The organism is Balneola vulgaris DSM 17893, assembly GCF_000375465.1.
Lineage (GTDB): Bacteria > Bacteroidota > Rhodothermia > Balneolales > Balneolaceae > Balneola > Balneola vulgaris.
The window spans coordinates 1608642-1625040 of sequence record NZ_AQXH01000001.1 but is presented as its reverse complement, the minus strand read 5'-3'; the positions used below and the strand labels follow the sequence as shown (position 1 = coordinate 1625040).

13 protein-coding genes are annotated in these 16399 nt (G+C 41.1%); 8 read left to right on the top strand and 5 right to left on the bottom strand.

Translation table 11 applies throughout. The annotated features are described in order from the left end of the window. Nucleotides 1–206: 206 nt before the first annotated feature. Nucleotides 207–2621 carry a zinc-dependent metalloprotease gene (locus tag B155_RS0106990; RefSeq protein WP_018127542.1) on the top strand — a complete coding sequence of 805 codons (2415 nt, stop codon included), beginning with the start codon at nt 207–209 and terminating at the stop codon, nt 2619–2621. A 68-nt stretch (nt 2622–2689) separates the two neighbouring features. After that, nucleotides 2690–3280 carry a leucyl/phenylalanyl-tRNA--protein transferase gene (gene aat, locus B155_RS0106985; protein ID WP_018127541.1) on the top strand — a complete coding sequence of 197 codons (591 nt, stop codon included), beginning with the start codon at nt 2690–2692 and terminating at the stop codon, nt 3278–3280. 50 nt (nt 3281–3330) lie between these two features. Here the strand turns inward: aat and B155_RS0106980 are convergent, their stop codons facing one another. The 5 genes from B155_RS0106980 to B155_RS0106960 all read right to left on the bottom strand — a co-directional run bounded on the left by B155_RS0106980 (nt 3331) and on the right by B155_RS0106960 (nt 8371). Beyond that, on the bottom strand, nt 3331–4482 hold the full coding sequence (locus tag B155_RS0106980; protein WP_157464754.1) for a hypothetical protein: 1152 nt from the start codon (nt 4480–4482) through the stop codon (nt 3331–3333). A 10-nt stretch (nt 4483–4492) separates the two neighbouring features. Then, nucleotides 4493–5176, bottom strand: a complete 684-nt coding sequence (locus B155_RS0106975) for an anti-sigma factor family protein (protein ID WP_157464753.1) — start codon at nt 5174–5176, stop codon at nt 4493–4495. After that, nucleotides 5166–5753: an RNA polymerase sigma factor gene (locus B155_RS0106970; RefSeq protein ID WP_240386257.1), complete on the bottom strand. Its 588-nt coding sequence runs from the start codon at nt 5751–5753 to the stop codon at nt 5166–5168. The genes B155_RS0106975 and B155_RS0106970 overlap by 11 nt, the downstream gene beginning before the upstream one ends. 91 nt (nt 5754–5844) lie before the next feature. Further along, on the bottom strand, nt 5845–6960 hold the full coding sequence (gene dinB / locus B155_RS0106965; protein ID WP_018127537.1) for a DNA polymerase IV: 1116 nt from the start codon (nt 6958–6960) through the stop codon (nt 5845–5847). Nucleotides 6961–7072: 112 nt separating this feature from the next. Further along, nucleotides 7073–8371 carry a dipeptidase gene (locus tag B155_RS0106960; RefSeq protein ID WP_026167245.1) on the bottom strand — a complete coding sequence of 433 codons (1299 nt, stop codon included), beginning with the start codon at nt 8369–8371 and terminating at the stop codon, nt 7073–7075. Nucleotides 8372–8486: 115 nt separating this feature from the next. Here B155_RS0106960 and B155_RS0106955 point away from each other — a divergent pair, with 115 nt between their 5' ends. The 6 genes from B155_RS0106955 to B155_RS0106930 all read left to right on the top strand — a co-directional run bounded on the left by B155_RS0106955 (nt 8487) and on the right by B155_RS0106930 (nt 16392). Next, the gene (locus B155_RS0106955) at nt 8487–8735 is read left to right on the top strand and encodes a hypothetical protein (protein ID WP_157464752.1); all 249 of its coding nucleotides are present in this window, start codon (nt 8487–8489) and stop codon (nt 8733–8735) included. A gap of 68 nt (nt 8736–8803) precedes the next feature. Further along, nucleotides 8804–9199: a DUF6163 family protein gene (locus B155_RS0106950; protein ID WP_018127534.1), complete on the top strand. Its 396-nt coding sequence runs from the start codon at nt 8804–8806 to the stop codon at nt 9197–9199. Between the two features lie 30 nt (nt 9200–9229). Continuing rightward, the gene (locus B155_RS0106945) at nt 9230–9985 is read left to right on the top strand and encodes a hypothetical protein (protein WP_018127533.1); all 756 of its coding nucleotides are present in this window, start codon (nt 9230–9232) and stop codon (nt 9983–9985) included. 74 nt (nt 9986–10059) lie between these two features. After that, nucleotides 10060–11466 carry a Glu/Leu/Phe/Val family dehydrogenase gene (locus B155_RS0106940; protein WP_018127532.1) on the top strand — a complete coding sequence of 469 codons (1407 nt, stop codon included), beginning with the start codon at nt 10060–10062 and terminating at the stop codon, nt 11464–11466. Nucleotides 11467–11536: 70 nt separating this feature from the next. Further along, nucleotides 11537–12988 carry a sodium/proline symporter gene (locus B155_RS13105; protein ID WP_018127531.1) on the top strand — a complete coding sequence of 484 codons (1452 nt, stop codon included), beginning with the start codon at nt 11537–11539 and terminating at the stop codon, nt 12986–12988. A gap of 386 nt (nt 12989–13374) precedes the next feature. Continuing rightward, nucleotides 13375–16392, top strand: a complete 3018-nt coding sequence (locus tag B155_RS0106930; RefSeq protein ID WP_205617757.1) for a SusC/RagA family TonB-linked outer membrane protein — start codon at nt 13375–13377, stop codon at nt 16390–16392. Nucleotides 16393–16399: the final 7 nt, after the last annotated feature.

Sequence of the window (16399 nt, the reverse complement as noted above, 5' to 3'; positions counted from 1 at the left end):
ACAATTTTAACGAGCTCTGATTACATCAGGGCTCGTTTTGTTTTGGGTATATGGTTTCCACAAATAGCTGTAAAAGTTGTAGGTAGGCGATTCGCTAGTGAGCGTTATAGGAAATTCAAATCTGTAAAAGCTTACCTCTTTGTTTTTAAACCCCATCAAAAGCTATTACTTTGTGGCTCGGGAATAATTCAAACTAGATACCTACGATGAAAAAACTGTTACTATTGATGCTATTGGCTTTTGTATCGCTTGAAGCCGTGGCACAAACACCTACTATTAAGGAAAAAACAAATGGGTTGAAGGCCACTAATGGTTTCTTCGACTACTACTACGACCAAGAGAACGATAAACTTTGGTTGAAAGTAGATGAGCTTAACCAAGAATTCTTATATGCTAATTATTTAGCAGCTGGTGTAGGCTCAAACGATATCGGGCTAGACCGTAGCCAACAAGGTGGCGAACGAGTAGTGTACTTCGAAAAGCGCGGCCCTAAGTTATTATTGATTCAGCCAAACTTAGACTATATAGCAAAATCAGATAACGAGCTAGAAAAGAAGTCCGTAAAAGAAGCATTTGCTTCAAGTGTGATTCACGCATTCAAGATCGAAGCACAAGAAAATGGCTCATATCTAATCGACTTAACTCCGTTTTTAGTACGCGACTCCCACAATGTATCTGGGCGTTTACGGGGAATGGGTGAAGGTTCATTTAACCTAGACAAGAACCGTTCAGCTCTTTATGCCGAAGGCACGTTTAACTTCCCTAAGAACTCTGAGTTTGAAGTGATGCTTACCTTTGCTGGAAGTAACCCTGGAAGATATGTACGTTCTGTAGTACCCGATCCAACGGCCATTACGATAAGAACGCATCATTCATTTATTGAATTACCGGATGATAACTATGAGCCTCGTGTATTTGATCCACGCGGTGGTTTCTATGCTACTTCATACGCTGATTATGCAACGCCTATTGATGAGCCGATGGTTAAACGATTTATCAATCGTCACCGCCTTCAGAAGAAAAACCCAAGTGCGAAAGTAAGTGAAGCGGTTGAGCCTATTGTGTATTACTTAGATAATGGTACACCTGAACCTGTGAGAAGTGCGTTATTAGAAGGGGGGAGATGGTGGAATCAAGCCTTTGAGGCCGCTGGTTACAAAGATGCATTCCAAGTAAAGGTATTACCAGATGATGCACATCCACTAGATATTCGGTATAACGTAATTAACTGGGTGCATCGCTCAACAAGAGGTTGGTCGTACGGTGGTTCAGTAACCGATCCAAGAACGGGTGAAATCATCAAAGGAAATGTTCTGCTTGGCTCGTTACGTGTTCGTCAAGATTATATGATTGCTCAAGGATTGCTTGCACCATTCGAGGAAGGTAATGAAGACGATCCTCAAATGATGGAAATGGCATTAGCTCGTATTCGTCAGCTTTCTGCACATGAAATTGGTCACACATTGGGAATCTTCCACAATTTTGCTTCAAGTGTAAACGACCGCGCTTCAGTTATGGATTACCCACATCCAAAAGTTGATATCAAAAATGGGAAATTAGACTTATCGGATGCTTATGATGACGGCATCGGTGAGTGGGATAAGGTGACCATTGCTTTCGGATACCAAGATTTCCCAGAGGGCACAAACGAGGCTGAGGCGCTGAATGAAATTCTTGAGAATGCTCATGAGCGTGGCTTAAAGTATATCTCGGATAGTGATGCTCGTCCACAAGGCGGCGCTCATCCATATGCTCATTTATGGGAGTATGGTAAAGACCCTGTAAGCCAACTATCTCATATTCTTAAGGTGCGTGAGATTGCACTCGATAACTTTGGAAAGGCGAATATCAGGCCGGGCATGTCGATGTCTGAATTAGAAGATGTGCTAGTTCCGATTTACCTATTTCACCGTTATCAGCTAGAGGGTACTGTAAAATTAATTGGTGGCTTAGACTACTACTACAAACTACGTGGCGACAATCAGCCAGATCAACAAATTGTTGATGCTAAAACTCAACGTGCTGCACTTCAAGAAATGCTAAAAGCTATCGATCCTGAAGTATTAGCCGTGCCTGAGAACTTATTAGATCTCATACCTCCACGCCCAGCGGGTGTTTCTGGTTCTCGCGAACTGTTTAGTGGAAATACGGGGCCAAGTATGGATGCCTTAGGTATTGCTGAAATGGCAGCCAATTTGCCTATCAGTTTGATACTACATCCTCAAAGAGCGAATCGCTTAGTTGAGTATGGTGCTCGAGATAACAATTTAAGTTTAGAAGAAACCATCGATGCATTAGTGAATGCTACATGGAATGCTAAGGCGAAAAATGGATACCTAGGTTCAATTCAACAAGTTGTGAATCACCTAGTAGTAACAAACATGATTCGATTACATGCATCAGGACAATCAAACCCGCTTACAAAAGCGATTGTGTACAATAAGCTGATGGAGCTGAATGAGATGTTCAAGAAACAACCAAATAACGTGATGGCTAAGCAGTCGTCTTTGTTGATTAAGCATTATCTAAGTAACCCAGAAGAGTTTAGTGTGCCGCGTGTACAATCAACACCTCCGGGTTCTCCAATTGGTTCAGCACCAATGATGTATTGCGATTTCTAATACCTATTTCGATGTAATAAAAAGCAGTTGGGTGAAGAATCCAGCTGCTTTTTTTATTTTGTTCATGTATGAAAATCATTTCCCCAGAAATATTACTTCAAGCCTACTCTCAAGGGATTTTCCCAATGGCAGACTCGAAAGAGGATAAGAGTGTGGATTGGTATTCAGCTTCACAGCGGGGGATCATTCCCATTGAGGGTTTTCATGCATCCAAAAATTTACGAAGACTTATACGCCAACATCACTTTGAGGTGAAAGTGAATAACCAATTCAGAGCAGTAGTGAAAGCGTGTGCAGATCGAAACTCGACGTGGATAAATGACCTCATCATCAATTCATACGATGTGCTTCATCAGGCAGGGCACGCTCATTCTGTAGAGATATATAAAGATGGGGAATTAGCAGGCGGTTTATATGGAGTGTCGCTACAAGGGGCATTTTTTGGTGAGAGCATGTTTCAGCGTGCAAAAGAGATGGATAAGGTGGCGTTGTATTATTGCCATCAAATATTGAAAGCGAATGGGTTTGTACTTTGGGATACACAATTCTACACCGATCACTTAGCGCAGTTTGGTTGTATAGAGATAGATGCTGAAGAATATGAAGAAAGACTCGATCGAGCACTTAAGGTATCAGCTTCCTTTAAATGGCCAGCATAAAAAAGCCGCACACGATTCAACGTATGCGGCTCGATATGATCTGCTCTATTCTAGTATTCAGTTATAATAACTTGCTTGATAGCGGCATCTCTGCTCAGCTGTCCTTTGTCTACTTGTTCTAATACCGACTTCTTCACTTGAACATCCATACGTTCTGGAATGTCATTGTAGCGCCCTCGTATAGTGACGGTTGCTAAGATGTACTGATCGCTTTTAACGGAGTTCACCGTTCGGCCATAGTCAACGAGGTACTCTTTTAAATTCATTTTTAGTGCTTCGAATGCCTCTTCAATTTTGGCTTCCATATCTTCTACTTCATCACTTTTCTCTTCATTTAATGAAACCGATACTTGCCCACCAGATAGGCTGTAAGTGCGTGCAGGGAAGAAAGTGTTTCGTGAAGAACGATACATCGTTTCAAGGTTGAAAATAGCCCCAAAGTTGTCGAGCATCATATAGCTGGCACCACCTGTTAAGCGGAAGCTTTCCTCGTCTTGCTCGCGCAGAGCCGTCTCAAAGATGTTGCTCATAACTTTTAAGTCCATGTACTCTCTATCTTGAGCAGCTGCAATTTTTATGCGACTATTGAATGCGTTGCTATTAAGTTTTCCAGCACGGTATGCTTCTAAGTCTTTTTTGGTAGCAGAAGCCGAAATAACAGGAAGTGTTTTTTCTTTTGGTTTGGTAGATGGCTTACCATCTGATGTTATATATACCAGTTCGCGTAAACGGTTATTCTTACCTGAGCCATAAATTAGCATCACATGTTCGTCATCTTTTAGCTGGCCAATGGTTGAGGCGTAGTCTTTCAAGAACTCTTTCATTCTTTCAACTACGGCTTCCTCGCTCACCTTGGTATTTTCTTCACTTCCATTACTTCCATAGTAGAAGGAGTATGTAGATTCTTCCCCTTGGCTTCGTACTAAGAAACTAGTGTTGTTTTGAATGTTGAAGATGAGGCCATAGCCCGGCAAGTATGTTCCTTTAGCTTTACTCGATCCGGACGAGAATTCAGAGTAGAATACAGCAGTATTTGAGCTGCGGTTGCTACTCATATGAGTTTTAAACATTTCACCGAGTATATTTTCCATGATCTTGATATCACGGTTCATTCGGTTGGCGTCAATTTGTTGGCTCCAGGTAGTAGGAGACATCAAAAGCACCATAAATAGGGCGAATAGGGTGGTTCTGAATGATTTCATGGGAGTGTCCTTATTTATTTCTTAAGCTTACAGTTTGTATTATTTCGCCTAATACCTGTTCGTTTTGTTTGATACGATCGTATGTAGTTTCTTCGAGATCTGCGAGTCCAGAACTAATGAGTTTCAAGTCGGTAGTTCGCTGTGACTCTAAATAGTCGGCAAAGCTGGCAAAGGTTGCTTCTAGTTGCATATTCTGTTGTTCTTGGGCATCTGCCACTATCTGTTTAACCAAGGCTACATTATCTCTTTGTACTTGCTGAACAATCATTTGCACTTGTTCAGCCGTAAAAGTTTGCTGCGCTGGAGCCACTTCACCAAATCCGATCTGCATTCCAGAATCGTTATATGTAATGTTTAGGCCAGTGATTGCTCCTGTAATGATAAAGACCAATGCAAGGGTAGCCATGCCATAACTAAATCGAGCAAAGCCACTTTGTGGTGATATCAGGGCTATAAATTGCTCCCAGATACTCGGCTTTTCATCGTTATTGGGTTCCATGATTACGAGCTGCTCGTCTGGGTCCTGCACAGGTAGGTGATGCAAGAACGACTGTGTATCAGAAAGCTCCGCAAATTCTTGTTTTAGGTCATCGTGTTGCTCCACAAAGAGCATTAATTCTTTTTCTTTCTCGGTATCTAACTCACCATAGAGGTAATCCATTAAGAGTAATCGAGCTTCTTCTTTAGTCATCATAAGTAAAAACCTCTTTATTGATATTCCATGCGTCGAAGGTTTTTTTGAGGGCCTTCAACCCATAATACATTCTTGATTTCACGGTGTTAATTGGTTCGTCTAAGACTTCTGCAATTTCTGGGAACGTAAGTCCTTCATATTCTTTCATGATTACAACTACTCGTTGTTCGTTTGGTAGCTGCAATAATGCTTTGTGTAGCAATACCAAACCTTCGTTGCGTAGAACTTCAGAATCGGCTGAGGTTGTCGTTTCTGATTGGGGTGCTACTTTTAGTGCCTCATACGAGGTTGCTCTTTTACGTCCCACTCTCTTGAGTTCATCGAGGCACAAATTGTTTGCAATACGGTATAGCCAAGAGCTAAATTTTTGGGCATCATCCAAAGTATCGAGCTTTTGATATGCCTTGATGAAAGTTTTTTGAGTGATCTCTGCGGCATCATCAGAGCAAGCAAAGTAACGGTACGCAAAGTGATGGATTTTACCTTGCCACCTACTTACGAGTACGTTAAACGCTTGGTGATTACCACCTAAGAAATCCTCAACTAACCGCGCATCTTCCATATTATCGTTTTGCAATTCTTGTCCCGAAATTTGTTCTCGTAGGCTAAGACGACATGAATCAGAATATAGTTTTAAGAGAGTAGAGTTTTATTGAAATAATTTTACCCTAAAGGGCAGGGGAAGAGGAAAGGCTTTTGTTGAATTCTAACTCAAGTTGTTGATAGTAGTGTTCTTCGGATAAATTTAAATTCGAAACAGAGATTCCCAGAAGCCGAACTTTACGAGTTCCAACATCCGTTTGCTCTAAAAGCTGACGTACAACTTCTGCTATATCCTCTGTTCGATTGGTATAGTTAGGAAGCGATTGGCTGCGGGTGATGGTGTCGAAGTTTTTGTAGCGCACTTTAAGCGTGATAGTCTTGCCTGCGGCTTGAATTTTTTTCATCCCTTCTGATATGGATTCAGATAATTCATCCAAAAAAGAAGCAATCCAGTTTAAGTCTTCTTTGTCATCTGAGAAGGTTCGCTCTTTGCCATACGACTTTCGGGTACGATGCGCTTTCACTTCACGGTTATCGATTCCGCGAACAATGTGATAATAATGACGGCCCGATTTACCAAAAGCTTTAATCAGATCTAGTTCCGTCCACTTCTTTAAATCCGCTCCTGTTTTGATACCTAGTGAATGCATTTTTTTCTGTGTTGCTTTCCCAACACCGTAGAATTTTTTGATATCTAATTCCTCCAAAAATGTCTGAGCCTCTTCAGGAGTAATGAGAGTAAGTCCATTCGGTTTGTTGATATCAGAGGCTACTTTTGCAATGAATTTACAATAACTCACTCCGGCTGATGCGGTAAGTTGGGTAGTTGAATAAATGCGTTCTAGAATTTCTTTAGCAATTAGGGTAGCCGATTTCATGCCCTTGTGGTTCTCGGTTACATCAAGGTAGGCCTCATCCAATGACAAGGGTTCCACTAAATCCGTATAGTCATGAAAAATCTCTCGTATCTGCCGGGAGGCTTCCTTGTATGCTTCGAAGCGTCCTTTCACAAAAATACCATGAGGACAAAGTCGTGCCGCTTGGGCACATGGCATGGCAGAATGTACTCCAAATTTACGTGCTTCATAGCTAGCCGTTGATACCACCCCTCGACCATTAGGGCTACCACCTACTATAACGGGTTTGCCACGCAATGCTGGTTGGTCTCTCTGTTCTACAGAGGCAAAAAAAGCATCCATATCAATATGGATTATTTTGCGGTATATGGTCGTTGGTTTCATACATTAATTATACATATAACTGAAATCAAAAACATTGTTAAGCGAGAATAATGGGCATAAAAAAAGCCTCCGGTTGGAGGCTTTAAAATTGGAGATAAAAATTTGAGAGGAATTATCCTTCTGCTTGAATCTCTTGAGCTACTTTCTGTACTTCATCAAGAACACGAAGTAAGTTGCCACTCCAAAGTTTCTCAATTTCTTCTTCAGTGTAGCCACGCTTCACAAGCTCGAGGGTTACGTTGAAGGTTTCAGAAGCGTCCATCCATCCGTCAACACCGCCACCGCCATCGAAATCAGAGCTGATTCCAACGTGATCCAATCCGATCAGTTTTACCATATAGTCGATGTGGTCTACAAAGTCAGCAACATCTACTGGTGGTGCAATTTCTTTTACTTCTTTCTCAATTCGAGGAGCTGCTTTTTCACGCATTTCGCTGAGTTTAGCAAAGTAAGCATCACGAGTATCGGTGCTCATGGCACGAATAGAATCTCTACTTACAAGCTCAAAGCCCATTTCCTTTGCTACTTCAGCTTCAATTTTTGAAGCCGCTTCGCGGTTAGCGCTATGCTTTTCAGAATCTACATAGCTTCTAAAAGCAACAGTCTGTACAACGCCACCATTTTCTTTCAGAGCTAATAATTCTTCATCATCAAGGTTTCTACTTACGTCGTTCATAGCACGTGCAGAAGAATGTGAAGCAATTACAGGTGCTTTTGAAAGCTCCATGGTTTGAAGGTTAGCTTTCTTAGATGGGTGAGAAAGGTCAATCATGATTCCCCACTTATTCATCTCTTTAATTACTTCCTTTCCAAAGTCGCTAACTCCATCGTGTAACCAAACATCATCTCTTTCTCCTGTATTCGAGTCACTTAATTGGCTATGGCCATTGTGAGAAAGCGACATATAACGAGCGCCTTTGTCGTAAAACTCTTTTACTCGTTCAATTTCCATCCCTAATGGGTAAGCGTTTTCAACACCAATCATGGCTACTTTTTTCCCTTCAGCAACAAGAGCACGAACTTCATCAGAAGTAGTAGCTAAGCCAATGCGGTCGGGTGCAAAATCCTTAACTAAACGGTGAATGGCATCAAATTTTGAAGTAGCATTTGCATAAGCGGCATCAAAGCCTTCATCCGTTAAATCGCCTTGGCCTGTGTATACAATAAAGAAAGCTACGTCTAAGCCACCTTTTTCCATCTTAGGAAGGTTAACTTGGGTATTAATATCAGAAGTATAGTTTTTCTCTTCTGTGAAGTTTGCCACGTTAATGTCGGCATGTGTATCTAGTGTGATAACCCGGTCGTGAATCTCGCGAGCTTTAGAGATAAGCTCCGAATCCACTTCATTATTTGATGAGCACCCCCCGATCGTGAACATTATTAAAAGTGCTAATATGGATGAGAATTTCATGTTTTATCGTTTTGATTAGTATTTGCTATAGGCTCCATAAATAGGAAAATAGGAACTATTTGATGGCCAATATGTTGAAATGAGTGTAAATAAGAAACAAACAAGCAGGCTGATTATGATTTTTTTTGGACTTTTAACACTTGGTAGCATTATTGGATGGTTGAGCTATATGTTTTCTGGCGACCATGGCGTTCGTATGATTCCTAGTATTATTATTGGTGCGATTTCGGCCTTAGTAGGTGGTGTGATTGTGAAATCATTTAACTTAGTAGGTGCCGGTTATTATGCGGCAATTACTACAACATTGGTTCTATTCACCATTAACTCATTCCGTAAGCAAAAGCCTATTTTTTCGAAAACCTAAAATCGGGAACAAAGTTGATGATTGAGGTATAAGCATTCAAAAGTACTGCTCACAGAATGCCTCAATGAATGAACCGCAAAGACCGTAACATCAACTTATTCCTCACACTTTTTCTTTTAGCCGTAGGCTTGTATATGATAATAGCCGCTGCTTGGGGACTAATAACTGTTCCCTCTTCTGAGCTATTCGATTTTGAGAATCAAGACATTCCTATCTTCTTGTATATTACTCAGCTTGGGGGCGGCTTTATAAGTTTATTTGCCAGTATCGGCCTATGGTTGCGTACAAAGTGGGCCTTCGTGTTTGGTCTGTTTAGCTCCGGAGTTTTAATCGCCTTTCATTTAAATAACTTGGGAAGAGCTATATATCAAAATCCAACCGAAGCCATTGTAATGGCAGTTATCATTGTGATCATTCTACAAAGTTTGCCGTTTCTGATGAGGCACAGTCAGCGAATGATGTAACCCCTTCGCTGTTGTTCCGTGTAAGGCAGCATGGAACAAATTTCTCAAAAAGATATTGATTGGCTACTCAATAAAGAGTCCTTTGCAATCGAGGGCAAATGTTCTTCTGATATAACACCAACGGCCCCTAAGGAAAGAGTAAAGAAAAAGAGAACTTTTCTAGGATTGCTGACCAAGCTCATAGGCTTGGTTTTATTATTGGTGCTTCCCTTTTTTCTTCTCATCCGAACATCAGTATATCTTAATATCACGCACGGCTATAACGGATGGTTAGCACTTACTGGCGGCATCCTTCTTACGTCATTTATCCTATTAGTGTATCAGCTTATTTTATTTCGAAGGGCCAAGCACAAAAAACGAGTGGCCAAAATCAGTGGCAGTATAGCCAGTATCATGGTGGGTGGATTCTGTTTATATGCTGTTTTTTATCTATCAGGGGTACATGCAAAGAGTGAAGAAGTAAGAGTTGTATATCGTTCATTGCACCCCATATTAAGAGTGGCGGTTGCAACCACAACCCTCGCTGATAACAGCTTGGTTATTACCGACATCAAACGAACAGAAGAAGACTATGCAAAGATGGGAATCCCTTTAAACAGGGCATCCATGCACTATGAACAGAGTAATGGTTTTGTGCATGCAATTGACCTGCGTACAAAAGGACGATCTGAGTTTCGGAATAAAAGTATAGAGTATGCTTTGAAGGCAGTGGGTCTTAAAACACTTCGGCATGTTGGTACGGCTGACCATTTACATGTAGCTCTGCCACTTTCGCATAATAGATAAAAGCCCTTTTTCTTGTTTCTAAGTTAGATTATTGCGACCATCCAATTATCAACCAACTGCATAATATCTACACGATGTCGCATTATAAATTTTACGAACAGGTAAATAAGAATTTTGATAAAGCAGCCCGTTATACAAAGTTTGATAAAGGGCTTTTAAACCAGATAAAAGTATGTAATACTGTTTATCACGTAACATTCCCAATCCGTAGAGATAACGGAGACATTGAAGTGATTGAGGGATGGCGCGTAGAGCATAGTCATCACAAAACACCAACAAAAGGTGGTATTCGATATAGCCACAAAGTGGACGAAGATGAAACTATGGCATTGGCTGCATTGATGACTTATAAGTGCGCTATTGTAGATGTGCCATTTGGTGGTGCAAAAGGTGGTGTTAAAATCAGTACTCGTGATTATTCAGTAAGTGAGCTTGAGCGAATTACTCGTCGTTATACGTATGAGTTAATCAAAAAAGGATTTATTGGTGCAGGGGTAGATGTTCCTGCTCCAGATTACGGTACAGGAGCTCGTGAGATGGGCTGGATTTTAGATACCTACCGTCAGATGAATGAAGACTTAAATGCAGAAGGTTGTGTAACCGGAAAGCCAATTCAGCAAGGAGGTATCAGGGGTAGAACCGAGGCCACGGGTCGTGGTGTATTCTTTGGTATCCGCGAAGCTTGTAATGTGAAGAAAGACATGGACAAGCTTGGACTAAGCGTAGGCGTAGACGGGAAGACATTTGTAGTTCAGGGTTTAGGAAATGTAGGATACCACGCTTCATTATATATGACCCAAGCGGGCGCAAAGCTTGTAGGTGTTGCTGAAATGGAAGGCGCAATCTACGATCCAAACGGCCTAGATTTAGAGAAACTAGTTGAGTTCAGAAAAGAAACAGGAAGCATCATCGGTTTTGGTAACAGTAAAGAGTTATCAACGAACAAGGATGCTTTAGAACTGGAATGTGATATCATGATTCCAGCGGCGCTTGAAAGCCAAATTACTGGCGATAATGCCATGAAGGTAAAGGCTAAGATTATTGCCGAAGCGGCCAACGGACCAACTACAGCTGATGCACATGAAATGCTGAAAGAACGTGGTGCTTTGATTCTGCCTGATGCTTACTTAAATGCCGGTGGTGTAGTAGTATCTTACTTCGAGTGGTTGAAAAACATTCAGCACGTTCGTTATGGTAGAATGAATAAGCGTTTCGACGAAGAAAGCTTAACACGCATCGTTCGAGAAATTGAAAAAATTTCGGGTAAGAAATTTTCAGAGAATGAAATGGAAAACTTAGCTCATGGAGCGTCAGAATACGACTTAGTGGATTCTGGACTTGAAGAAACCATGATCACAGCCTACCATCAGCTATCAGAGATTCGAGAGGAGCATAACCTCACTGATCTCAGAACAGCATCGTTTATTAATGCCATCAATAAGATTGGTATTATGTACGAGCAAATGGGCATCTTCCCATAATTTCGCTGTTACATCTTTTGGAGCCTCCTTGTTGAGGCTCTTTTTTTATCTATACTTTTTGGGGAATACTATGGACGAATCACAAATCATTAGCCTTTCAGTTGATCAATACACCCTATACGCTTTTATAGGATATCTGCTATTGATGGTAGGAATTGGCTTATACTCGGCACGATTTTCATCTTCAGGCATCAGTGAGTTTTTTATTGGTGGTCGGAAAATGAATAAACTCGTGATTGCCCTATCGGCCGTGGTTTCGGGTAGAAGTGCTTGGTTGTTACTGGGAGTTACGGGTTTAGTATATGCGCAAGGGGCATCCGCTCTATGGGCTGTTGTTGGATATACAGCGGTAGAATTAGTACTGTTTTTGACTTACGCCAAACGATTACGAGAATTCACTGAAGTGCATGATTGTATAACGGTACCAGATTTTTTTGCAACTCGGTTTAACGATAAAAATGGAATGCTACGCATTATACTGGTTATCACCTTTTTAATATTTATGGTGAGTTATGTGTCGGCGCAGTTTGTGGCTGGTGGTAAAGCATTTTCATCAAGTTTTGGGATCACACAAAACAGTGGGGTATTACTTTCAGCGGGTATCATTCTATTGTATACCGTATTAGGTGGATTCTTGGCAGTTAGTTTAACTGATACCATACAAGCATTCTTTATGATATTAGCATTGGTGTTCTTGCCAACAATAGCCATCATTGATTTTGGTGGTTGGGCAGCCATGATGGAGGCTTTACAATTGCAAGATGCAGCGCTAATCGATCCAACAGCCCTTACATTTGGAGCCTTTGTCGGTTTTGTAGGAATAGGACTGGGCTCTCCTGGAAATCCACATATCTTAGCTAGGTACATGGCTATTGATGACCCTAAGCAACTGCGATTTGCGGCAGCAATTGGAACATTCTGGAATATAGTAATGGCAGCGGGGGCCGTACTCATTGGGTTAATTGGTAGAGCCTACTTCCCTGAGGTTGGAATGCTTCCTGGCGCAGATACTGAAAACCTATATCCATTTTTAGCTCAAAATCATTTACACCCAATTCTGTTTGGAGTAGTAATCGCCTCTATTTTTGCGGCTATCATGTCTACGGCCGATTCGCAACTACTGGTAGCGGCATCTAGTGTAGTTCGAGACTTGTATGATAGGATCATTAAAAAAGACGAAGAGATTCCGCAAAAAACCTTAGTGTTATATAGCCGTTTAGTGGTTTTAGGCTTGGTAGTATTTGCCCTCCTTTTTGGATTGATAGCCCAAGACCTTGTGTATTGGTTGGTGCTATTTGCATGGGCAGGTTTGGGAGCAGCCTTAGGTCCTACATCTATACTGGCACTTTATTGGAAAGGCACAACCAAAGAAGGCGTAATTGCTGGGGTAATTTCAGGAACTGTGATTACTATAGTTTGGTATTTGATTCCTGTTCTAAAAGACAATTTATACGAGTTGATTCCGGCGTTTTTTGGAAGCCTTTTCATAACCATACTTGTGAGTAAGTGGACGAAGAAATAAGAGCCACTTTATCAAATCGAAGTCAAAAATTGTGTAAAATTTACGCACAGTAAAATTTTCAAAAACGGTTTAGAAACACCCTTTAAATCACTTTTAATGGGTGTGCTCTATTTTAGCACTCTTCTATAAACCTCTGAAAAACTGTTAGTTATTTTAACAAGGTTAACACTTCCATAATAGTGTGTTAATTTTTTGGCTTTAATAACTATTTACAACATCAAAAATTTTTAAAGGCTTACTTGGGTTGATGCACATTTCAGGGGTTATATAAAACAGCATTTTTTAAATATCCATTTGTTTATTAAGGGACTACGATATTTGGCTGTTGGGATGTATAAGACCCGAAGTGTATTCTACTATCATTAACTAACTAAAGGAATGCTAAAATGAAGGATAAATTGTTATCTATATTGGGATTACGGCATGGAATTCCTAGTAAGTGCATAAAGGGGGGCTTGGTATTAGGGCTCACTTTTATTGTGACAATGCTTCCGGTTTCGGAATTGTTTGCACAGTTCACAGTTCGAGGTACTATTACCTCCGCAACTGATGGAAGTACACTTACAGGAGCGAATGTCCAAGAAAAAGGAACAACTACAGGAACTACTACGGGAATAGATGGTTCGTATGAATTAGAAATTTCAGGGCCAAATGCGGTTTTAATTTTTTCTTACCTAGGTTTTATTAGGCAAGAAATTCCAGTTTCGGGACGAAACACAATCAATGTACAACTAGAAGAAGACACCATGATGCTTGGTGACCTAGTAGTTATTGGTTATGGTAAGCAAAGTAAAAAGACGATTACAGGTTCTGTAACATCTGTAAGCGCTGAAGAAATTCAAAATGTGGCGGCAGCCGGTACCGATCAGCTTCTACAAGGTAGAGCAGCCGGTGTTCAAATTAGCTCCAACTCTGGTACTCCAGGTGGCGGTGTATTCGTAAAGATTCGTGGTACTACCTCTATTTCAGGTGGAAGTGACCCTCTTTATGTTGTTGATGGTGTGCCGATCGAAACAGGAAGTTTCGGTTTAGGAACTGGTGGTGGTACTACAAGTGCTATTGCTGATTTAGATCCTACCGATATTGAGTCTGTTGAGATACTTAAAGATGCCTCAGCTACAGCTATTTATGGTGCTCGTGCAGCAAATGGTGTTGTCCTTATCACAACAAAGCGTGGTAACAACTCAGAGCCAACAGTAAAATTCAGCACCTACTACGGTTTTGATGAACCTGTTAAAATGCCAGATCTAGTTTCAGGTCCTGAGTTTGAAATGTTAATGAATGAGGCAGCTCGTAATAACGGAAAGACTGAACCATATGCAAACCCAGCAAATGCTATTGATACAGATTGGGCGGATACGGTATTCAGAACGGGTACTATCAGAAACTACGATGTAGACTTCATTGGTGGTAACGAAAACGTTCGTTATGCGATTTCAGGTTCTAACTTCAGCCAAGAAGGTGTTGTGAAGCCAACGAAATTTGAGAGAAGTTCAGCTCGTGTAAACTTGGATTTAGATATCAACGAAAAGCTTTCGTTCGGTACTAGTATGATTTACTCATACTCATCAAGAAACCGTGCTCGTAACAATGATAACATTACTGGTATTCTTGGTGGTGTGTACTTCTTACCTCCAAACATTCCAGTGTACCAGAACGACGGTTCATACACGAAGTTCAGTATCTTTGAGAACCCAGTGGCAGCAGCTACTGAAATCGATTTTGATATGAATGTAAGCCGTTTCATCGGAAACGCTTTCGTACAGTACGACTTCCAACCAGGCTTAACTTTTAAAAGTAGCTGGAGTTTTGATAACAACATTATCAAAGAAGATCGTTACGACAACACCTTTACTAACAACGGTGCTGCTGTAAACGGTAACGCACTTTCTAGTGTGGCTGTAAACAGAACATTCACTGGTGAAAATACTCTTAACTACTCAACAAGCTTTGACCTACACAACTTCAGTACGGTAGTAGGTACATCGGTACAAGAGTCAGAATTTGAGCGCACTACAGCAACAGGTCAGCAGTTCCCAAGTAACGACTTCCGTCGTATTACTGATGCGGCTGTACAAACTTCATCTTCAACGGGTACAAGCTGGGGTATTCTTTCATTCTTCGGTCGTGTTCAGTACGATTACGATCAGAAGTACTTAGCTACGGTAACTGTTCGTCGTGATGGTTCATCTCGTTTCGGTAAGAACAACCGTTGGGGTACATTCCCATCGATGGCACTAGGTTGGGTTATCTCAGAAGAAGATTTCTTTGACTTTGAAAGCATCAACAGCTTAAAACTTCGTGTTAGTTACGGTGTAACCGGTAACCAAGGTGGTATCGGAAACTTCCAAGCACAAGGCCTATGGGGCGGTGCAAGTTATACCGACTCGCCAGGAACAACTCCTGTTCAGTTATCTAACCCTGATCTTAAGTGGGAAACAACCAACCAGCTTGATGTTGGATTCGATTTAACAATCTTAGATGAAAAAGTGACGGTTCACTTCGATTACTACGAGAAGTTAACGAAGGATCTACTACTTGCGGTACCAGTACCAATGAGTACAGGATTTAACGAATTAGTACAGAACTTCGGTGAGCTAGAAAACAAAGGTATGGAATTAGGTATTACAGCCGACATCATCCAAGACCAAGACTTTAGCTGGGATGTTAACTTCAACATTGCAGGTAACAGAAATAAGATTCTAAAGCTTGCTGCTCCGTTTAACGTATACAACCGTGATATCTACCGTTACCAGGAAGGTTTCCCAATGTATTCGTTCTATTTCCATGAGCAAATTGGTGTAGACCCTCAAACGGGTGCTCCTATCTTTACGGATGTGGATGGCGATGGTACTTTCAACCCGAATGTTGACCGTAAGATTGTTGGTGATGCAAACCCTGATTTCTTCGGTGGATTCACAAACAACTTCAACTATAAGAACTTCGATTTATCTGTGTTCTTCCAGTATAGCTACGGTAACAAGCAGCTTCACTGGAGTCGATTCTTCCAAGAGCATGGTGGGGCAAGAAACACAAGTTTCTTAAGAACACAGCTTGATAGATGGCAGCAACCAGGTGATGTAACGATGGTTCCAAAAATGGAAAGCGCTAACTACGCTGGTAACTTACGTCCATCGCGATTTGTGGAAGACGGTTCTTACCTACGTTTGAAGAATGTAACTCTTGGCTACAATGTGCCAGCTGAATTCTTAACCGATATGGGTGTTGGGATTTCAAGAGTTCGTTTATACGTAACGGGTCAGAACTTGCTAACCTTTACTAAGTACTCTGGGCTAGATCCAGAAGTAACAGCTACAGCTTCTACAGCGCTAACTAGAGGTATTGAATTCTATACAATTCCTCAGTCGCGTTCTGTTATGGGCGGTATTAACATCACATTTTAATTGAAAA